The sequence below is a fragment of the Micromonospora carbonacea genome, assembly GCF_014205165.1.
GTDB lineage: Bacteria > Actinomycetota > Actinomycetes > Mycobacteriales > Micromonosporaceae > Micromonospora > Micromonospora carbonacea.
Genome location: NZ_JACHMZ010000001.1, coordinates 3,824,051 through 3,843,671, shown reverse-complemented (window position 1 = coordinate 3,843,671; position 19,621 = coordinate 3,824,051). Strand labels below are relative to the sequence as shown.

At 75.0% G+C, this 19,621-nt stretch carries 19 protein-coding genes; 5 read left to right on the top strand and 14 right to left on the bottom strand.

From position 1 onward, the window contains the following. Positions 1-12 precede the first annotated feature (12 nt). The 9 genes from HDA31_RS16395 to HDA31_RS16355 form a co-directional block, all read right to left on the bottom strand. The gene (locus tag HDA31_RS16395; protein ID WP_178064531.1) at positions 13-1,275 is read right to left on the bottom strand and encodes a glycosyltransferase; all 1,263 of its coding nucleotides are present in this window, start codon (positions 1,273-1,275) and stop codon (positions 13-15) included. After that, entirely contained in the window at positions 1,272-2,216 is a 945-nt protein-coding gene (locus tag HDA31_RS16390; protein ID WP_178064532.1) for an ACP S-malonyltransferase, read from the bottom strand. Before HDA31_RS16390 ends, HDA31_RS16395 begins: the two co-directional genes overlap by 4 nt. Next, positions 2,213-2,947, bottom strand: coding sequence for an SDR family oxidoreductase (locus HDA31_RS16385; RefSeq protein WP_178064533.1), 735 nt, complete (start codon positions 2,945-2,947; stop codon positions 2,213-2,215). Before HDA31_RS16385 ends, HDA31_RS16390 begins: the two co-directional genes overlap by 4 nt. After that, on the bottom strand, positions 2,944-4,089 hold the full coding sequence (locus HDA31_RS16380) for a hypothetical protein (RefSeq protein WP_178064534.1): 1,146 nt from the start codon (positions 4,087-4,089) through the stop codon (positions 2,944-2,946). The genes HDA31_RS16385 and HDA31_RS16380 overlap by 4 nt, the downstream gene beginning before the upstream one ends. Beyond that, a complete protein-coding gene (locus tag HDA31_RS16375) occupies positions 4,086-4,835 on the bottom strand; it encodes an HAD family hydrolase (protein ID WP_178064535.1) in 750 nt (249 codons plus the stop codon). The genes HDA31_RS16380 and HDA31_RS16375 overlap by 4 nt, the downstream gene beginning before the upstream one ends. Continuing rightward, positions 4,832-5,812 carry an NAD-dependent epimerase/dehydratase family protein gene (locus HDA31_RS16370; protein WP_178064536.1) on the bottom strand — a complete coding sequence of 327 codons (981 nt, stop codon included), beginning with the start codon at positions 5,810-5,812 and terminating at the stop codon, positions 4,832-4,834. Before HDA31_RS16370 ends, HDA31_RS16375 begins: the two co-directional genes overlap by 4 nt. 109 nt (positions 5,813-5,921) lie before the next feature. After that, positions 5,922-6,938 (bottom strand): Gfo/Idh/MocA family protein, encoded by a 1,017-nt coding sequence (locus HDA31_RS16365; protein WP_219825048.1) that lies wholly within the window; start codon positions 6,936-6,938, stop codon positions 5,922-5,924. Continuing rightward, positions 6,935-8,680 carry an N-acyl-D-amino-acid deacylase family protein gene (locus HDA31_RS16360; RefSeq protein WP_178064537.1) on the bottom strand — a complete coding sequence of 582 codons (1,746 nt, stop codon included), beginning with the start codon at positions 8,678-8,680 and terminating at the stop codon, positions 6,935-6,937. Before HDA31_RS16360 ends, HDA31_RS16365 begins: the two co-directional genes overlap by 4 nt. Next, complete coding sequence (locus tag HDA31_RS16355) at positions 8,673-9,590, bottom strand: FkbM family methyltransferase (protein WP_246384593.1); 918 nt, start codon at positions 9,588-9,590, stop codon at positions 8,673-8,675. Before HDA31_RS16355 ends, HDA31_RS16360 begins: the two co-directional genes overlap by 8 nt. A 285-nt stretch (positions 9,591-9,875) precedes the next feature. Between HDA31_RS16355 and HDA31_RS16350 the strand changes: the two genes are divergently transcribed. Both HDA31_RS16350 and HDA31_RS16345 read left to right on the top strand, forming a co-directional pair. Beyond that, positions 9,876-10,718 (top strand): nucleotidyltransferase domain-containing protein, encoded by an 843-nt coding sequence (locus HDA31_RS16350; protein WP_178064538.1) that lies wholly within the window; start codon positions 9,876-9,878, stop codon positions 10,716-10,718. Next, on the top strand, positions 10,705-11,307 hold the full coding sequence (locus HDA31_RS16345) for an AAA family ATPase (protein WP_178064539.1): 603 nt from the start codon (positions 10,705-10,707) through the stop codon (positions 11,305-11,307). Before HDA31_RS16350 ends, HDA31_RS16345 begins: the two co-directional genes overlap by 14 nt. On the opposite strand, the gene HDA31_RS16340 is transcribed toward HDA31_RS16345, so the two are convergent. The 5 genes from HDA31_RS16340 to HDA31_RS16320 all read right to left on the bottom strand — a co-directional run bounded on the left by HDA31_RS16340 (position 11,286) and on the right by HDA31_RS16320 (position 16,031). Then, complete coding sequence (locus tag HDA31_RS16340; protein WP_178064540.1) at positions 11,286-12,074, bottom strand: ABC transporter permease; 789 nt, start codon at positions 12,072-12,074, stop codon at positions 11,286-11,288. The genes HDA31_RS16345 and HDA31_RS16340 overlap by 22 nt on opposite strands. Positions 12,075-12,078: 4 nt before the next feature. Continuing rightward, a complete protein-coding gene (locus HDA31_RS16335) occupies positions 12,079-12,867 on the bottom strand; it encodes an ABC transporter permease (protein ID WP_178064541.1) in 789 nt (262 codons plus the stop codon). After that, complete coding sequence (locus HDA31_RS16330; protein WP_178064542.1) at positions 12,867-13,895, bottom strand: ABC transporter ATP-binding protein; 1,029 nt, start codon at positions 13,893-13,895, stop codon at positions 12,867-12,869. The genes HDA31_RS16335 and HDA31_RS16330 overlap by 1 nt, the downstream gene beginning before the upstream one ends. Before the next feature lie 50 nt (positions 13,896-13,945). After that, a complete protein-coding gene (locus HDA31_RS16325; RefSeq protein WP_178064543.1) occupies positions 13,946-15,022 on the bottom strand; it encodes a hypothetical protein in 1,077 nt (358 codons plus the stop codon). A 169-nt stretch (positions 15,023-15,191) separates the two neighbouring features. Next, a complete protein-coding gene (locus HDA31_RS16320) occupies positions 15,192-16,031 on the bottom strand; it encodes an endonuclease/exonuclease/phosphatase family protein (protein ID WP_178064544.1) in 840 nt (279 codons plus the stop codon). Positions 16,032-16,295: 264 nt separating this feature from the next. On the opposite strand from HDA31_RS16320, the gene HDA31_RS16315 reads away from it, so the two are divergent. From HDA31_RS16315 to HDA31_RS16305, 3 genes are all read left to right on the top strand, one after another. After that, positions 16,296-17,612 (top strand): alkaline phosphatase PhoX, encoded by a 1,317-nt coding sequence (locus tag HDA31_RS16315; protein ID WP_178064545.1) that lies wholly within the window; start codon positions 16,296-16,298, stop codon positions 17,610-17,612. 199 nt (positions 17,613-17,811) lie between these two features. Continuing rightward, complete coding sequence (locus HDA31_RS16310) at positions 17,812-18,843, top strand: 3-oxoacyl-ACP synthase III family protein (protein WP_178064546.1); 1,032 nt, start codon at positions 17,812-17,814, stop codon at positions 18,841-18,843. Continuing rightward, on the top strand, positions 18,840-19,598 hold the full coding sequence (locus tag HDA31_RS16305) for a glycosyltransferase family A protein (RefSeq protein ID WP_219825050.1): 759 nt from the start codon (positions 18,840-18,842) through the stop codon (positions 19,596-19,598). Before HDA31_RS16310 ends, HDA31_RS16305 begins: the two co-directional genes overlap by 4 nt. Positions 19,599-19,621 lie beyond the last annotated feature (23 nt).

Here is a 19,621-nt window from a genome sequence, read left to right as displayed (position 1 = left end):
GGAGCGGCCCGCTCAGCGCAGCAGCGCCGCGAACGACTCCGCGAGGTCGGACTCGGCGCGCAGCCGGGCGAGGCTGTCCCGGGCGTAGCCCGCCCGCTGCGCCAACGTGGCGTCGGCGAGCGCCTCCTCGATCGTGGCCGCCAGGTCGGCCGCCGGCACGACCGGGTCGTCGGTGGCCCCCGAGTGCCGGTTGACGTAGCGGATCCGGCCGTCCTTCTCCACCTCGGTGGTGCGCGCCACCAGGCCCGCGCCGTGGTCGGCCAGGAACTGCCGGCCGTTGGCCTCCTGCTCGCTCATGAACGGCAGGACCACCTGCGGCTTGCCGTGCAGCAGGCCGGCGAGCACCGTGGAGTAGCCGCCGTGGTTGACCACCAGGTCCGCCCAGCCGATCGGGCCGGTGATGCCGGTGAAGCCGCCCAGCTCCACGTTCGGGTAGCGGTGCAGCCACTCGCGGGCCGCGAACCCGGCCGACAGGAACACCGACAGGTCGGGCCGGTCGCACGCGGCCAGCACCTCCCGCAGCGCCGTGTCGGCCACCATCCCGCCGCTGCCGATGGAGACGTACACCCGGCGGGTGCCGGCGGTGGCGCGCGGCACGTACGGCGCGCCGGGCGGGTCCCAGTACAGCGGGCCGACGTACGCCGGGCCCGACCGGCCGGATGGGGCGGGCGGCGGCGGCTCCACCTCCGGCGCGCTCGGCACCACCGTCAGGTCGCCCCACAGCAGCTCGGGGACGCTGCCGACCGGGTCGAGCCCGTGCTCGGTGGTGACCGCGTCGAGGGCGTCCAGGGCGCTCGGGTGCGGCAGCAGCGTCGTCGGGTCGGCGGCGCTCCACGGCATCCACGCCAGCGGGTCGGGGCTGAGGAAGTCGGTGTCGGCGATCGACACCAGCGGCAGGCCCCGCAGCCGGGCGGCGAGCACCGCCGTGGGCTGCATGTCGGTGACCACCACGTCGGGCCGGTACTCGTCGATCGCGGCCAGGTCCCGCCGCAGGTGCTCGGCCAGCACCGACCGGCGGTAGTAGCGCGCGGTCACCGCGTAGACGCGTTCCACGTTGGCGAACGGCAGGAACGCCGGGACGCGCTTCGGCGCGCCGTCCGGGGCCGGCTCCCCGATCATCCGGTAGCCGCCCTCGGCGACCATCCGGGGCACCCCGGACGGGCCGAAGGCGCACTCGAAGCGCCCGTGCAGCCGGGCGGCGGCGGCGAGCGCCCGGCCGGTGTACCCGGCGCCGCCGCCGGCCGACCAGGGGCAGAAGAGGACCTTGCGGGTCATGGGAGCAGCGCCTCCAGTCCACGGGGATGGTCGAGGGAGTGCACGGCGTCGGCGGGCAGGTCCCGGCGCAGCACCTTGCTCAGCGTGCGGCCCGGCCCCGCGTCGACCAGCAGGTCGGCCCCCGCGTCCCGGGCGGTGGCCAGGCACTGCCACCAGCGCACCGGGGCCAGCATGTGCCGGTGCAGGTCGGCCCGGATCTCCGCGACGTCGTGGCTGGCCCGCCCGGTGGTGTTCAGCACCACCGGGACGCGGGGCTCCCGCAGGTCGGCGGCGGCCACCAGCGGGGCGAACCCGGCGTCGGCCGGGGCCATCAGGGGCGAGTGCGCGGCCAGGGCGATCGCGAGGGGCACCACCCGCTCCGCGCCCGCCGCCACGGCCCGCCGCGAGACGGCGGCGACGGCCGGGGCCGCGCCGGAGACGACCACCTGGTCGGGGCCGTTCACCGCCGCGACCGACACGGCGTCGTCCCCGGCCGCGCGGACCAGGTCGGCGACGGTGGGCTCGGACAGCCCGATCAGGGTCGCCATCGCGCCGTCGGCGGCCAGGCTGGCCCGGTGCATCAGCTCGCCGCGCCGGGCCACCAGGTCCAGCGCGGCGGGCGCGGACAGCGCCCCGGCCGCCGCGAGGGCGGTGAAGTGGCCGAGGCTGTGCCCGGCCACGCACACCGGCGGGTGTTCCGCGCCGCGCCGCGCCGCCTGTTCGACCAGGGCGTACCAGCCGGCGAGGCCGGCGAGGAACACCGCCGGCTGGTTCCAGTCCGTCCGTGCCTGGTCGGTGCGCTCGGTGTGGAAGCAGATCTCGCGCAGCGGCAGGCCGGTGCGGGACTCCGCCAGGTCGAACAGGTCCCGCACGGCGGGGGAGGCGTCGTGGAAGCGCTGGGCCATGCCGGGGAACTGCGCGCCCTGGCCGGGGAAGAGCAGCGCGTACCGGGGGGCCGTCACGCGCTCATCCCCCCGTCGACGGCGAGGACCTGCCCGGTGACGTAGGAGGCCCCGGGGGAGGCGAGGAACGCGATGGCGGCGGCCACCTCGGCGGGCGTGCCGGCCCGGCCCATCGGCGTCTGCGCCAGGATCGCCGCGCGGGCCGGGTCTCCGCCCTGCGCGCTCATCGCCGACGGCACGTAGCCCGGGGCGACCGCGTTGGCGGTGACCCCGAACCGGGCGGTCTCCCGGGCCACCGACTTGACCAGCCCCACCAGCCCCGCCTTCGCGCTGGCGTACGCCGCCTGGAACGGCCAGCCGCGCAGCCCCGCCACGGACGTGGTCACCACGATCCGGCCGTGTCCCCGGCCGGTCATGTCGGGCAGCACGCCCCGGATGAGCAGCATCGCGGCGGTCAGGTTGACCGCGAGGGTGGCCGACCAGTCGTCGGCGCGCACCCGGGCCACCGGGGCGGGGCGCAGCACCGCCGCGTTGCTGACCAGCACGTCCACCGGCCCGGCCCGGCGCGCCGCCGACAGCACGGCGGCGACCCCCGCGTCGGTGCCGACGTCGGCCCGCACGGTGGCGACGCCGGCCGCGTGCGGCGTCAGCTCGGCCGCGAGGCGCTCGGCGGCGGCCTCGTCGCGGTGGTAGTGCAGCACCAGCGTCACGTCGGGACCGGCCAGCGCGTGCGCCACCGCCTGCCCGATCGCCCCGGTCGCGCCGGTGACGAGGACGGTGCGCCGGGTCATGCCGACGGTCCGCCGTGGCAGCGCCGGAGCACGCCGACCCACTGCCGCATCAGGTGGGCCATCTGGTGGACGAAGCCGCGCAGCTCGTGGGTCCACACCCGGCCGGTCATCGCCTCGACGGCGTCCTGGAGCTGGTACGACAGCGACACGTACGCCTCGGCGTAGGTGTCGCCGTCGAGCTTGGCGTCGTGCAGCCAGCCGAGCACGTCCTCCAGGACCGCGATCGCGGTGAGCTCCTGTTGCAGGTCCCGCAGCAGCAGGTGCTCGTTGCGGGTGTGCCGGGCCAGCGGGTCGCCGAACCGCACGGCGTGCCCGAGCCGCTTCGCGCACGCCTGCACGAAGTAGCCGCTGAAGATGTCGGCGTACCGGTCGATCTCCTGGCCGTGGTGGCGGTAGCCCATGCGCGGGAAGTAGTAGGCGGGGATGGCGTCGCGGTGCACGGCGGTGTTCTGCGAGTTGACCGGCGCCCAGGTGTCGGTGTCGCAGACCAGGGCCGGCGCGGGCATGTCGGTCACCTCGGGCCGCACGGCGATCCGGGTGATCGCGTCGACGTCGGGGTCGCCCAGCCACAGCCCGGCGTTGATCCGCACGTCGACCGTCTCGGTGCGCTCCGAGGTCGGGGTGGGGTTGCGGTGCGCGTACGGGAAGCCGCGCGGGTAGACCGGCATCGGCGCGACGGTGAGCTGCCCGCACGGGTTCCACCAGCCGGAGGCGGCGGTGACGACCCGCGCGGGCCGGGGGCCGGCGGCCACGATCGCGTGGGCGGTGAGGAAGTCGCCGTCGATGGGGAAGTTGTCGTCGTCGACGGAGACGAGGAAGTCGGCGTCGGACTGCCAGGACAGCAGGTAGCCGACGTTGCGCCGGTTGTCGGAGTCGTAGGGCACCAGGGTGGGCGCGCCCAGGTCGGCCAGGAGGGCGTCCTGCTCGGCGACGGTGGGGCAGACGACGTGCAGGCCGTCGCGGCGGGCCCGCTCGACGTTGCCGAACAGGGCGGCGGGCGTCTTGCGGTCGGGGATGACGACGATCCGCACCCGCTGGTGCGCGTCGGCCGCGCCGAGCAGCGTCCGGTACGCCGACAGGAACGCCTCGCCGTCGCCGATGGTCGTCATCACGACGTCGACGCGGGGCAGTGTCTCGTTCATCGGACTCCTTCTGTGGAGGCAACGGGGGTGAGCAGCCGCAGCACCGCGTCGAGGGCGGCGCTGCCGCCGAGGTCCGCCACGACCGCGTCCGCACCCGCCGCGCGCAGCTCGTCGGGCGGGGTGGCCCCGGTGGCGACGGCGAGGCAGGGCAGACCCGAGGCGTGCGCCGCCGTGACGTCCTTGGCGGTGTCGCCGACCAGCACGCCGGGCCCGTGGCCGCCGAGCGCGGCGACCCCGGCGGCCACCACGTCGTCGCGGTCGCGGGCGGCGTCACCGAAGCCGCCGTCGCGCAGCAGGTCCGCCAGGCCGGTGCGCCGCATCTTCCAGCGGGCCACCGACCGGGCGTTGCCGGTGCTCATGCCCAGCGGGCAGCCGTGGCCGCGCAGCGCCTCCAGCAGGGCCCGGCAGCCGGGGAGCAGGTCCCCGGTGCCCGTGCCCCCGTCGGCCGTGGACCCGCCGATGCGCGCGGCGAGGGCGTCCATGACCTGCCGGGTGAGCTGCGGGAGCCGGCCGGCGGGGACGCCGTGGTGACGCAGCGCCGCGTGCACCGTGCCGGCGTCGGTGAAGCCCGCCAGATCGATGTCGGCGTAGAAGAGCTGGCCGCCCTCGTAGCGGAACTCCTCGGCGACGCCGCAGACGTCGGCGATGGCGGCGGCCATCGTGGCCATGTGGAGGCGCTGCACCGGCGCGCCGGGCCGGATGAGCGTGCCGTCGAGGTCGAACAGGACGAAGCCCGGGTGCGTCATGCCGGCGTCGCGGCGCCCCGCGCGGCCGCGACCTCGCCCGCGATCCACCGGTACGTGACGGCGAGGCCCTCCTCGAGGGTGATGCGGGGGGTCCAGCCCAGCACCTGCCGCGCCAGCGTGTTGTCGGAGTTGCGCCCGCGCACCCCCTGCGGGCCGGCGACGTGGCGCAGGCGCAGGTCGTCGCGGCCGGCCGCCGTCATCACCAGGGCGGCCAGCTCGTCGATGGTCACCAGGCGGTCGGAGCCGATGTTCACCGGCTCGCCGTGGTCGCTGCGCATCAGCCGGTAGGTGCCCTCGACGCAGTCGTCGACGTAGCAGAACGACCGGGTCTGCCGGCCGTCGCCCCAGATCTCCACCTCGCCGCCGGGGGCCGCCTCGGCGACCTTGCGGCACAGCGCGGCGGGGGCCTTCTCCCGCCCGCCGTCCCAGGTGCCGTAGGGACCGTACACGTTGTGGTAGCGGGCGATGCGGACGTCCAGGCCGTACTGCTCGGCGTAGTACACGCAGAGCCGCTCCGCCATCAGCTTCTCCCAGCCGTAGGAGTCCTGCGGGCCGGCGGGGAAGGCGTCCGTCTCGCGCAGCGGCCGCACGTCCGTCTTCGTCTGCGCGTACTCCGGGTAGATGCAGGCGGACGAGGCGAGGAAGTAGCGCTGCGCGCCGGCCAGCCGGGCCGCCTCGACGGTGTGCAGGTTGATCAGCGCGTTGTTGCGCAGGATCGTCGCCGGGTCCTTCGAGATGAAGCCCATGCCGCCCATGTCGGCCGCGAGGGCGTACACCTCGGTGACGCCGTCGCAGGCCCGCCGGCAGACCTCCGGGTCGCGCAGGTCACCCACGACGAAGTCGTCGGCGGTCGTGGCGCGGAACTCCGGCGGCCGCAGGTCGGCGCCGCGGACCCACCAGCCCTGGGCCTGGAGGTACGTCACCAGGTGGCCGCCGATGAAGCCGCCGGCTCCGGTGACGAGTGCGCGTCTGGTCATGGGACAACCCTTCAGTCAGGTGGCGGTACGTCGCCGGGGCCGGTGCAGCCCCGCCCGACGGGTCGGTGCGTCGGTGCGCTTCCCGGGCCGGAGCCCGGCGGGCCGCGCGTTACGGCGTCGCCTCGACCGGCGGTTCGAAGGACCGGGTGCGTACGGACCGCTCCGCCGCCATGGCCAGCGCCAGCGCCGCGTACGAGTCGCGCCAGGTGCCCGCCCGGTGATCCGGTTCGGCGCCCCGGGCGGCGGCGACGAACGCGTCGATCTGGGCGCGGTACGCGGCGGCGAAGCGGTCCCGGTAGTCGCGGTGGCGGGCGTGCCGGTCGGGGCCCTGCTCGGTGACCTGCCGCATCGGGGTCCGCTCGTCGAGCCCCACGGTCAGGCAGTCCCGCGAGCCGAGCACCTCGATGCGGACGTCGTAGCCGAGCGGGCTGTGCCGTCCCGCCGTGAGCACGGCGACCCCGCCGCCCTCGACGCCCAGCGTCGCCGCCACCGCGTCGTAGTCGTGCAGCTCGGCCAGCTCGGGCACGGCCAGCACGTCCCCGATCGCGGCGACGCCGCTGACCTCCCGGCCGGTGAGCCACCGCACCATGTCGAAGTCGTGCAGCATCAGGTCGCGGAAGATGCTGCCCGAGGCGGCGAGGCGTTCCAGCGGCGGCCAGGCGGCGTCGTGGGAGAACATTCGCACCGTGTAGACGGTGCCGAGGCCGCCGTCGGCGATCCGGTCGCGCAGCGCGCTGAACCCGGCGTCGAAGTGGCGCTGGAAGCCGATCCACAGCGGGGTGCCGCCGTGGTCGGCGGCGAGGCCCAGCTCCCGGGTCCGGTGCAGGTCCAGCGTCAGCGGCTTCTCGCAGAACGTGGGCAGCTTGCGTTCCAGCGCCAGCGCGACCAGCGCGTCGTGGCTCTCCGTCGAGGAGGTCACCACCACCGCCTCCGCGCCGTCGAGGAGCCGCTCGACGTCGTCGCACGCCTCGCCGTCGACCTGCGCCGCCAGCGCCGCCGCCTGCCCGGCGCGCACGTCGTGGCAGGTCAGCGCCACGTCGTCGGACGCGGCCAGGTGCCCGGCGTACATCCGGCCGATCTGGCCGCACCCGACGAGGCCCACCCGCAGCCGCCGCGCCCGGCTCACGGCCGCGCCCCGGCGGTGTCGCGCGCGCCCCGGACCAGCCGGCCCGGCTGCGCGCCGGTGTGCTCGCCGTCGACGAACGTCACCTCGCCGGAGACCAGCGTGGCCCGGTAGCCGTCGGCCCGCTGGATCAGCCGGCCGCCGCCGGCCGGCAGGTCGTGCACGAACTGCGGGGGCCGCAGCGCGAGGTTGTCGAAGTCGATGACGTTGACGTCGGCCTTGAACCCGGGCCGCAGCAGCCCCCGGTCGCGCAGCCCGTACAGGGCGGCCGTCTGCCAGGTCTGCTTGTGCACGACGAACTCCAGCCCGAGCCGTTCGCCGCGCGAGCGGTCCCGGGCCCAGTGGGTGAGCTGCGACGTCGGGGTGCTCGCGTCGCAGATCAGCCGGCAGTGCGCGCCGGCGTCGCTGAGCCCGACCACGCAGTGCGGTTCGCGGAGCATCTGGTGGATCGGGTCGAGGCTGAACTCGCTGTAGCCGAGCAGCGGCCGCAGGAAGGTCTGCGTGCCGTCCCCGGCGACGAGCAGGTCGTACATGACCTCCTCGCAGTCGCGGCCCGCGCGGGCCGCGATGGCGGCCACGCTGTCCTCACGGCCGGGCTCGTAGTCGGGCTGCCGGCCGAACGGGAAGTACTTCCCGTAGTCCTCCGGGAAGAGGTGCGCCCGGGGGTTGACGCTGGCCGGGGCCTCGGCCAAGATCCGTCGCCGGATCTCGGGGTCGCGCATCCGGGCCACCCGCTCGGCCAGCGGCAGGTGCGCCAGCTGCTCCTGGTAGGTGGGGCGGCGCTTGAACGGGTGGGTGCTCTCCAGGCCCACGATGACGCTGAACGGCCGCCCGGCGATCTGCGGGCGCAGCTGCGCGCCCTCGGTCTCGTTGGCCCGGCGGGCCATGTCGACGATCTCCCGCCACAGGTGCGGCTCGTGGTCGTTCTGGAACAGGCCGAACGTGATCGGCCGGCCGACCTGCGCGGAGAGCCGCCGCATCCACTTGACCTCGCGGAACTGGTCCTCCATCGGCTCGCCGCCGGCCCCGGCGGGCACCAGCTGGAACACGCCGGTGCCCAGCTCGCCGAGCACCCCGCCGAGGGCGAACAACTCGTCCTCGGCCGCGAACGTGCCGGGCACCGGCTCGCCGCTGATCGCCAGGTGGGTGGTCGTGCGGGAGGTGGAGAACCCGAGCGCCCCGGCGTGCATCGCCTCCCGGACGATGGCCGTCATCGCGGCGATGTCATCCGGCGTGGCCGGCTCGTTGGCGGCGCCCCGCTCGCCCATCACGTACGCCCGGACGGCGCCGTGCGGCACCTGGGCGCCGACGTCCATCACCCGGGACAGGCCGGCGACCGCCTCCAGGTATTCCGGGAAGCTCTCCCACGCCCACCGGATGCCCTCGGACAGCGACGCGCCGGGGATGTCCTCGACGCCCTCCATCAGGCCGATCAGCCACTCCCGGTTGGGCTCGGTCACCGGGGCGAAACCGACGCCGCAGTTGCCCATCACCACCGTGGTCACGCCGTGCCAGCAGGACGGCGTCAACAACGGGTCCCAGGTCACCTGGCCGTCGAAGTGCGTATGGATGTCGACGAATCCGGGAGTGACGATGCACCCGTCCGCGTCGATCTCGCGCCGGCCCCGGCCGGAAACCCTGCCGACCGCCACGATCCGGCCGTCGGAAATGGCGACGTCACCGGTCCGGGCGGCGTCTCCGGTGCCGTCCACGACCGTGCCGGACCGAACGACGACGTCATACATCGAGCAGGTGTCCTTTCTCGGCGGCGACGAAGACGAGGTTGTCGTATTCATACGATGACCTCGGTCGATGCGGTCGCGGCATTCCGTCGGACAGCTCGTAGGCCCGGTAGTCGTGGCCGACCATGAACTCGACGAGTTCCGCGCTGCGCGGCGCGCCCGGCACGTCGAGGTCGCCGACCTCCAGCGAGACCACCGGGCGCACCGTGCCCAGCAGGCGGCCCATGCCCTCCAGGACGTTCTTCTCGGCGCTCTCGGCGTCGATCTTCACCACGTCGGGGGTCAGCGCCCGCGCCGCGACGAACTCGTCGAGGGCGACCGCGGCGACCTCGTGCACGGTGGTGGCCACCCGCTGCCGGACCGCCGCGGGCAGCCGGGAGCGGTAGGCCGAGTTGTAGGGGCTGTAGCCGACGCCGTGGTCGGTCAGCGACACCTTCCCCGGCGACGACCAGACCGCCGCCGGCACCGCCGTGACGTTGCCGAGGCCGGCCACGTTCTGCGCCAGCAGCGCGTACGTCCCGGGCGTGGGCTCGAACGACACCACCCGGCCGGACCCGCCGACGCAGCGCGCCGCCAGCACCGTGAAGTAGCCGAGGTGGGCGCCGACGTCGAGGAACGTCGCCCCGGTGCGCAGGTGGCGCAGCAGGAAGGCGCTCAGCTCGTACTCGATGAAGCCGTGCCGGCGGATCGCGATGGAGATCTCGTCGGGCAGCCGCACCCGCAGCCGGTCGCCCCAGAACGTGCGGCCGTGGGCCAGCCGGGCGTGACCGCGGTGCCGCCAGCGGCGCAGCCGCGCCGTGGACGGGAACGCGGTGGGGTACGGCCGGCGCAGGAAGGACCGCACCGGCCGGCCGGCCGCCGCCGCGTGGCGACGCAGTTTCTCGGCGAGCGCCCGGCGTTGCGCATCCGTCACGGCAAAGGCCGAATCATGAGAGCCCCCGCAATGGTTCGTGGTTCGGTCGTGGCCTTCGATCGTCCTCGATGTCATGGCGAGGCCACCGTGTCGTCAGACCGCAGCGTACGTCAATGTCTTCGACCGGTCCAGAATTGATTTCCCAGTGCCGATGCGAGGCCCTTATACGACACGCGGAGAACGACTGGAAACCCCTATTGCCGGCCCCTGAGGACGGCCGGGCGCGCGCCCGGGATGTGCTACGTTGGCACGCGGCCGGTGACGGTACAGAAAGGGTGGCGGCCCGTGGGCGACGCCGAACAGGACGCGATCCTCACCAAGGTCCGTGACGCGCTCTCGGGGCTGCCCGGCATCGCGGGCCTCGCCCTCGGCGGATCCCGCGCCCGGGGCACCGCCGACCGCAGGTCCGACGTGGACGTCGGCGTCTACTACCACCGCGACGGCCGGCCCGACGTCCGGGAGCTGAGCGCCGCCTTCGCCCGCATCGACGACAGCGGCGACGCCGGGTGCACCGACTACGGCGAGTGGGGGCCGTGGATCAACGGCGGCGGCTGGCTCGTCGTCGACGGGGTGAAGACCGACGTCCTGCTGCGGGAGGTCGACCGCGTCCGCGCCGTCGTGCGGGCGTGCGCCGCCGGGCGGCCCGAGATCCACTACCAGCCCGGCCACCCGCACGGGTTCTGCACCGTGATCTACGCCGGGGAGCTGCACCACAACGTCGCGTTCCACGACCCGCAGGGCGTGCTCGCGCAGCTGCGCGAGCTCACCGACCCCTACCCCGAGCCGCTGGCGAAGGCCCTCGTCGGGCAGTTCGGCTGGGAGTCGCAGTTCGCCCTCGACACGGCGGTCACCGCCGCCGGCCGGGGCGACGTCGCGTACGTCACCGGCTGCGCCTACCGGGCCGTCGCCTGCCTCACCCAGGTGCTCTTCGCCACCGCCGGCCGCTACCTGGTCAACGAGAAGGGCGCGGTGGCGGAGGCGGCGACCTTCCCGACCACCCCGGCCGGGTTCCGCGGCGGCGTCGAGGCGGCGCTCGCCGCCCTCTCCGCCGACCCGGGCGACCTGACCCGCGCCCTGCGGCTGCTGCGCGACGTGCGCGAGGAGGTCATGGCCGGTGCCGGGGGATGAGGCCGGGCCCCGGGTCTGGATGGTCACCGGCGTGCCGGGGGCCGGCAAGTCGACGACCGCCCGCGCGCTGGCCCGCTCCGTGCCCCGGGGCGTGCACGTCGAGGGCGACGCGCTGCAACGGCTCATCGTCGCCGGCAGCCGGCCGCCGCAGCCGCAGCACGACGAGGAGGCCGAGCGGCAGATCCTGCTCAACGTCGGCAACCAGTGCCTGCTGGCGCGCTCGTTCCTCGCCGCCGACTTCCTGGTCGTCCTCGACTACGTGGTGACGTCCCGGCAGCGGCTGCGGCGCTACCTGGAGCTGCTGCGCCCCGCGCCGCTGGGCTTCGTGATGCTCCGCCCCGACCTGGCCGTCGCGGCGGCGCGCGACGAGCTCCGCCCACACAAGACGGTCCTGCACGGCTGGCTGCACCTGGCCGACGAGATGGCCGGGGAGCTGGCCGGCGTCGGCCTCTGGCTGGACAACGGCGACCTGACGGTCGACGAGGCGATCGCGGCGATCCGCGCGCGGGCCGGCGAGGCCACCCTCACCCTCGACGCGCTCGACGCGTTCGACGGCCCCCGGGCGTCTCAGTTCCCGGCGCTCTCGTAGCGGCGCAGGCCCCGGCGGAACACGGCGACGGCGAGCAGCACGCACCAGGCCGCCACCACCGGCGTCAGCAGGCCCACCCACGCCAGCCGCCCGTGGTCGAGGAACGCCGACACCGGGAAGAAGCCGATGAACGCGAACGGCAGGGCGGTCGCCAGCACCGCCTGCAACCCCACCGAGTAGATGCTCAGCGGATATTTCGTCAGCTCACCGAGCTGGTCCAGGCCGGCGGCGAAGGTGTTGATCGCCCCCCGCAGCCAGAACGACGTGGAGTTGGCCACCACGGTCAGCGACACCTTGATCAGCAGCGCGCTCGGCAGCAGCACCGCCGCGAGCGCCACCCGCCCCGGCGTCCACGCCACGTCCAGGTGCGCCAGCGCGGAGACGAGCAGCCCGCCGCCGACGGTCAGGTTGCCGAACGCGTTCATGCCCACCCGGCTGCTGCACACCTGCAACAGGCACGGGTACGGCCGCAGCAGCATCCGGTCCAGCTCGCCGCGGTTGATCAGACCCGCCAGCCCCCACGTGCCCTCGGCGAGCAGCTCGCTGGCCCCCTGGGCGAGCACCATCATCCCGAAGATCAACACGACCTCCCACACCCCCCAGCCGTGGATGCGGGGGACCCGGGCGAAGATCGTCGCGATGAGCAGCAGGCCCGCGCCCTGGGTCAGCACGGCGGCGACCACCAGGATCCAGAAGTCGGCCTGGTATTCCAGGGTGGCCCGCAGGTGCGCGCCGAGGCAGCGCCGGTAGACGCGCAGGGTGTGCACCGGCTCAGCCCCCGTGCACGGTGAGCCGGCGGACCGCGACGTGCCACAGCCGCCGGGCCAGCCACCACAGCGCGACGATCCACAGCAGCTGCACCGCCACCGCCAGCACGCCCGGCAACCCGGGGGAGCGGCCCAGGAACAGCATCGCCGGGGTGTTGGTGACGGCCTGGAACGGCAGCACCTCGGCGACGTGCCGCAGCCACGCCGGGAAGAACGCCAGCGGCACCGTGGCCCCGGACAGGATCCCGGAGACCGCCACCCGGGCCAGGCTGATGCCCAGGTAGTTCTGCGTCCAGAAGCAGAGCAGGCCGCACATGTAGACGATGAGGAACTTCAGCGGCACCACGGCGGCGAGGCTCGCCACGAACAGCGCGAGCCGCCCCGGCGGCGGCAGCGGCACCCCGCCGAAGGCCACCAGGACCACGGCGCACACGGTCGCCGCCGCCGCCGTCTCCAGCAGCGCGAAGCCCAGCGCCTCGGCGAACCGGCCCTTCTGGTAGTCCACCGGCTTGACCAGGTCGACGGCCACCGCCCCGCTGCGGATCCGCGAGGCCATCGCGAAGTCGGTGAACGTCGAGACCAGGCAGTTGGTGAAGAACGACACCAGCAGGTACGCCTTCATCTGCGGCCAGGTGAAGCCGGCCAGCGAGTTGCCGTCGCCCAGCAGCGCCCGCCACAGCGCGAACATGGCGACCAGGTTGAACACCAGCATGGACAGGCTCATCAGGAACGGCACCCGGTAGGCCAGGGCGTTGCGCCAGGCGATCCGCGCCATGGCCCGGTAGGGCCGCATCAGCCGGCGCCGGTCAGGGCGGCCGGGGAGTCGCGCTCGTGCAGCCGGCGGATCAGGTCGGCGACCCCCTCGTCGTCGATGCGCAGGTCCCGCACCTCCACCAGCGCCATCACGGCGGCCGCGACCGCCCCCGCCGGGCGCAGCGTCCGGTCGAAGCGGACCACCAGGTCGCGCTCGCCGGCCCCGGTGTCCACCTCGGCGTCAGGCAGGCGCTCCCGGATCAGCTCCAGCGGCGCGGGCGCGGCCAGTTGGAAGCGCACCGTCGAGTGGCCCGCCAGGGTGTCGCGCAGGACGTCGACCGGGCCGTCGTGCCGGATCCGCCCCTCGTCGACGACGACGATGCGCCGGCACACCTCCTCGATGTCGCCCACGTCGTGCGTGGTCAGCAGGACGGTCGTGCCGTCGGCGACGAGCTGCCGCAGGAAGGCGCGCACCCGGTCCTTGACCGGGACGTCCAGCCCGATGGTCGGCTCGTCGAGGTAGACGATGCGCGGCTCGTGCAGCAGCGCGGCGGCGAGGTCCGCCCGCATCCGCTGCCCGAGCGACAGCTTGCGGGCCAGCACCGGCAGCAGCGGGCCGAGCTCCAGCACCTCGCAGAGCCGGTCCATCGACCGGCGGTAGTCGGCCGCCGGGATGCGGTACATGTCGCGCAGCAGCTCGAACGTGTCCTGCACCGGCAGGTCCCACCACAGTTGCGTGCGCTGGCCGAAGACCACCCCCACGTTGCGCGCGTTGGCGACCCGGTCCCGGTGCGGCACGACCCCGGCGACGCGCACCTCGCCGGCGGTGGGCACCAGGATGCCCGTCAGCAGCTTCACGGTGGTCGACTTGCCCGCGCCGTTCGGGCCGACGTACGCCACGGACTCGCCCTCGTCGACGCGCAGGTCGATGCCGTCGACGGCGCGGTGGACGTCGAACCGCCGGGTGACCAGGTGCCGGAGCGCGCCGGCCAGGCCCGGCGCCTTGCGTGGGCGGCGGAACTCCTTGACGAGGCCGGTGGCCTCGACCAGTGCGGCCGTGGGGGCCATGGCGCTGTGCTCCGATCTGACGGACGACAGGGGGCGTGGGCGACCGGCGGTCAGTCACGCCCCCAGGCGTCGCCGGCGGCCAGCCCCAGCGCGGCCAGCCGCGCCGGCGCCGTGCCGAGCCGCTCCACCTCGGGGTGCGTCACCCGGGGGAACATCCCGCCGAGGGCGAGCGTGGCCAGGACCCGTTCGCGCAGCACCGGCTCGACCGGCCGGCCCCACGAGTCCCACTGCGACCGGAACGGCTCCACCCGCGTGCGGGCCAGGCCCATCAGGCACGCCGTCACCCACAGCGACCAGAGCTGGTCGGCCGGCACGCGGGCCGCGAGGTCGGCCAGCCAGGGCTGCGGGTCCGCCACGTCACGGGCGTAGCGCCCGCGCAGCGCCGGCACGTCGACGCCGAACCGGTCGACGGCGGCCTCCAGCGGCACCGGGCTCCAGTTGTTGGTGGGCCTGTCGTTCTCGACCACGATGCGCGGCTCGCCGTGCTTGAAGTAGGGCAGGCAGTCGAACCCGTCGAGCGTGCGCGCCGGATCGGGCGACCAGCCCGGCGGCGGCTCGCCCACGTAGCAGGACGCCTCGCGGCGGCCCCGGTCGTTGTTGCCGACCACGCTCGGCACGTCGTGGTGCGCCGCCAGGTTCGGCACCGCGAGGTGGACGGGCAGCCCCACCTCCCGCGCGAAGTGGGCCACGGCGACGTCGTCGGCCTCGTCCGGATCCTGCGCCGCCATGTAGTCGACGAGCCCCTTGGCCGCCGTGGCCGGCAGGGCCAGCGCGATGGTCGGCACGTAGTCGCAGACGGCGCGCACCCAGCGCGCGCCCAGCAGCGCGGCCATCCGGACGGCGGCGCCGTTGCGCGACCCCCAGTCGCTGTGCAGGGCGACCGCGCCGTCCGGCCGGGCCTGCACGGCCCGGAAGGCGTGCTCCAGGAAGCCGGGGGGCACCACCGCATCGTCCTGCAACACGAGGTGGTGGGTGCAGCCGGGCCCGACGGCGGCCCACGCCGCGCTGGCGGTGCGCAGCGTCCGCGGCGGGCCGTCGGGCTCCGGGTCGACGACGACCTCGACCGGGTAGGGAGCCAGCCGTCGCGCGAGGTCCTCCGCAAGGTGCCGCCGGGACGGATGCGTCATGACGGCAACGGACACGCCACCATGAGACAACTCCTGCTCCTTCCGGCCGGCGGTGTCACGATCGGGCATCGGCGTGGATCGCGGTCAACGTACCAGCGTTGCCGATCGGTGGCGACCCCTGACACCGTTTCCGCCGCGCGTGTCGACGGCCCACTTGCTTTGTCGTCGGTCAATGCGAGGCGAGATCGGAAGGACCCGGCGCGGGCGCGCCGAGGTCGAGCGACAGCGCCACCCCGAAATGGTCCGAGGGATACTGGCCGCTGTCGTCGCAGGCGGTGCCGAGCAGCGCCGGGCGGGTCGCGCGGACCGGGTCGGTGGCCCGCACGAGGACGTGGTCGAGCCGCCAGGTCGGCGTCGGCACGGGCATGGTCAGCGCGGCCGGTGGGCCGCCTGCGGCCGCCCAGGCGTCGACCAGCGCGCCCCGGTCGCGCAGCCGGCCCATCAGCGCGCCGTCCGCCGGGCAGTTCAGGTCGCCGCAGACCAGCAGCGGGCGCTCCGGCGGGGCCGCGGCGGCCGCCGCCTCCAGGCCCCGCAGGCACGCCTCCTTCGCCTCGTCGGGCCCGACCGGCAGGTGCGTCACCCAGACCGTGACGGCGGGCGTCGACACCTCCAGCACGTCCGGGTGCCCGCCGAAGCCGCCGAAGCCGGGCACGGGGAAGACCCGGCACGAGTCGACGGGCCCGCGGCTGAGCACGGCCAGGCCGGGCGTCGGACCGGGTTCGGAGTGGGCCACCTCCCACCGCCCGGGCAGCGCGTCGGCCAGCTCCCGCGCCCGCCCGCCGCCCGACCCGGCCGGCGCGGGCACCTCCTGGAGGGCGACCAGGTCGGCGTCGGCGTCGGCCAGCGCCCGGGTCAACAGCGCGGCCCGCCGCCGCCACACCCGGGGCTCGTCGGCCTCCGCGAGGGCCGGGCTGCCCGCCCGGGCCCCGCGCAGGACGGCCCGGTCGCGCCAGTACCGGTGGGGCGTCCCGACGCCCCAGATGTTGTACGTGACGACGCGCAGCGGCATCCCGGCCCCGTCCCTCCCCGTGCGCCGGCCCGTCCGCTCCGGGGCCGCGACGCCCGCACCGTAGCAGCGCGGGGTACGCGCCGGACGCCCGCCGGCGCGCCGGGACAGGGGGTCCGGAAAACAAATAGGGGCATCGGCGCGGACGATGTACGGGTAACGCGCAACGACAGCCACGGTATTGAGCGGTTACGATTGCTCGCCTTCTCGCACTAAGGAGCTGTCTTGGGTCTCGACCGGCGAAGTTTCCTCGCGCAAACAGGAATCATGGGCGCGGGTGTCGCGCTCTCGGGCACAATTGACGCGCTCTTCACGGCGGCTCCCGCGCTCGCGGGCCACGGGGGCGGATACGGCGCGCTCGTGTCCGACCCGGCCGGGCTGCTGGACCTGCCCCGCGGATTCCGTTACCGGGTCCTCTCCCGGGAGCGTGGCACCGCGCCGGCCGGCGTCGCGCCCAGCAGTTTCGACGGCATGGCCGCGTTCGCCGGCCCCGGCCGGGACGTCCGGCTCGTCCGCAACCACGAGAACCGGGTGGGCGCTTTCGCGCCGGTGGTCGCGCCCGCCGAGCTGACCTACGACCCCGTCGCCGTCGGCGGGACCACGACGCTGGTCGTCGGGCCCCGCGGGGTGGCCGAACAGATCAGCCTGGGTGGCACCTCCACCAACTGCGCGGGCGGGGTGACCCCCTGGCGGACGTGGCTGACCTGTGAGGAGACGGAGATCCGCCGGGGCGAGGACGGCCATGAGAAGGACCACGGCTTCATCTTCGAGGTCGACCCGTGGCGCACCGACCGCAACGTGGACCCGACGCCACTCACGGCCATGGGCCGCTTCGCGCACGAGGCGATCTGCGTCGACCCCCGCACCGGCGTCGTGTACGAGACCGAGGACGCCTACGGCGAGAAGTTCGGCTGCTTCTACCGCTTCCTGCCCCGCCGGCCGCTCGGCGGCCACGGCAGCCTGCGGGCCGGCGGGCGGCTCCAGGTGATGCGGGTGCCCGGCGTCGCCGACCTGTCCACCGTTGGAGAGCCCGGGGCCGTCTTCGGCGGCGTCGAGTGGCTCGACGTGCCGGACCCCCTCGCCACGAGCGTGCCCGTGCGATTGCAGGACTACGGCCCCGGCGGCGTGACCCACGCGCAGAAGCTGGAGGGCGCGTGGTGGGGCGCCGACGGCGCGGCCTACTTCGTCTCCTCCTTCGCGGTGCGCGAGCACGGCTCCCAGGCCGACCACCAGGGCCAGGTGTGGCGGTACGTTCCGGCGGCCAACACGCTGACGCTGGTCGTCGTGTTCCGCAGCACCGACCCGGAGGCGGACCTCTACAAGACGCCCGACAACATCTGCATGACCCCGGCCGGCGGCCTGATGCTCTGCCAGGACGGCGACGGGGACAGCTACCTGATGGGCACCACGGTCGACGGCGAGCCGTACCTGTTCGCCCGCAACCGGCAGAACCTCGGCACCGAGTCCGCGCCGTCGTACGGCGAGTTCGCCGGGGCCTGCTTCGCCGACGACCGGCGGACCATGTACGTCAACTGCTACGCCCCCGGCACGACGTTCGAGATCACCGGCCCCTTCCGCAGGTAGCGGGCCGGGGACGCGCCGCGCGGCGGCCCCGCGACCCCGCCGGGCCGCCGCGGCGCGTGATTCCCGTCACGCCGGCTCGTCGTCGGCGGCGGATCCGCCGCCGCGCCGCGCGCCCGTGAGCGTGCGCCACCGGGGCCGCCGGGCGAACATGAGCACCCCTACTCATCCGCTGGCCGGGTGCGTTGGGCAAGCTCAACGCATGATCGACCCCACACCACCACTGAGCCCGGCCCGGGGGCGGGTGGGCATCACCGCCGTCGGGGCCAGCCTCCCCGGGCAGGCCGTCCCCACCGCCGAGGTGCAGCGGCGGCTCGCCGAGGCCAGCGGGCTGACCCTGCCGGACGGCCTGCTCGCGCGAATGACCGGCATCTCCTCCCGCCGGCTCGCCGCCGACGGAGAGTATGCCTCCACCCTCGCCGTGCGCGCCGCCCGGCGGGCGCTCGCCGCCGCCGGCCGGGAACCCGAGGAGGTCGACCTGCTGCTGTTCGCCTCCGCCACCCGCGACGTCGCCGAGCCCGCCACGGCCCACATCGTGCAGGCCGAACTCGGCAGCCGCGCCCACGCCCTCGACGTCACCAACGCCTGCAACAGCTTCCTCAACGGCATCGACCTGGCCCGCTCGGCGATCCTCGCCGGCCGCGCCCGCCGCGCCCTGGTCGTGACGGGGGAGACCCCCACCCGGGCGATGCGCTGGCAGGTCACCGACCTCGACCAGGCCCGGGGCGCGTTCGCCGGCTACACCTTCGGCGACGCCGGGGCCGCCGTCCTCGTCGAGCCGGTCGCGCGCGGCGGGATCGTCGACGTCGACACCGAGACCTGGTCGGAGCACTGGACGGTCGGCGGCATCCCCGGCGGCGGGTCCCGCCACCCCCGCGGCGACGAACACACCTACTTCACCGGCGACGGCCGCGCCCTGCGCGACGTGTTCGAGAAGATCGGCGGCGACATCCTGCACCGGGTCCGGGGCCGCACCGGCCTCGACTGGGCCGACTACGCCCGGGTCCTCGTCCACCAGGTCACCCTGCCCTACCTCGACCGGTTCGTCGAGGTCACCGGCGTCCCCCGGGACAAGCTGGAGATCACCGTCGGCGAGCTGGGCAACCTGGCCAGCGCCACCCTCGGCGTGCAGCTCGCCCGCGTCGACGCCACGCTGCGCCCCGGCGACCGGGTGCTCTTCGTCGGCCTCGGCGGCGGCGTCAGCCTCATGACGATGGTCTGGGAGAAGTCGTGACCGGCCCGGGGGACGGCGCGACCGCCCTGTGGGTGGTGGTGCCCGCGTACAACGAGGTCGCCCGCGTCGGCGGCACCCTCGACGCCCTCGCCGCGCAGACCGACCGGGACTTCACCCTGCTGGTGGTCGACAACGGCTCCACCGACGGCACCCGGGACGCGGTGCGCCGGTTCGCCGTGCACGCGCCGGTGCCGACCCGGCTGCTGCGCGAGGAGCAACGGGGCGTCGGCGCGGCCGTCGACACCGGCTTCCGGCACGCGATCGCGCAGGGCGCCACGTTGCTGGCCCGCACCGACGCCGACTGTCTGCCCCACCCCGGCTGGGTGGCCGCCGCCCGCCGCGCCCTCACCGGCGGGGCGGCCATGGCGTGCGGCCGGATCGAGGCCCGCCGCGACGAGCACGGCCCGCTGGGCCGGGCCGGGTTCCGCTGCCTGGTCGCCGCCGCCACCACCTTCGGCCGGCTGCGCCCCGCCCACCGCGGCCCCGGCTACCGGGCCCCCTACCGGATGCACGCGGGCAACAACATGGCGATCACCGCCGAGGCGTACCTCGCCGCCGGGGGCATGCCCCGCCGCCCGTCGCCGACCGACCGCGAGTTCCTCAACCGGGTACGCCGGCACACCGACGCCATCGTCCACGAGCGCACCATGGTGGTGGAGAACTCCACCCGGCGGCTGCGGGCGTACGGGCTGCGCCGGACCGCCGCCTGGTACCTGGACCGGGGCAGCGACCGGCTCTCCCCGGACCCGCGCTGACCGCACCCCCGCCCGGAAACGAG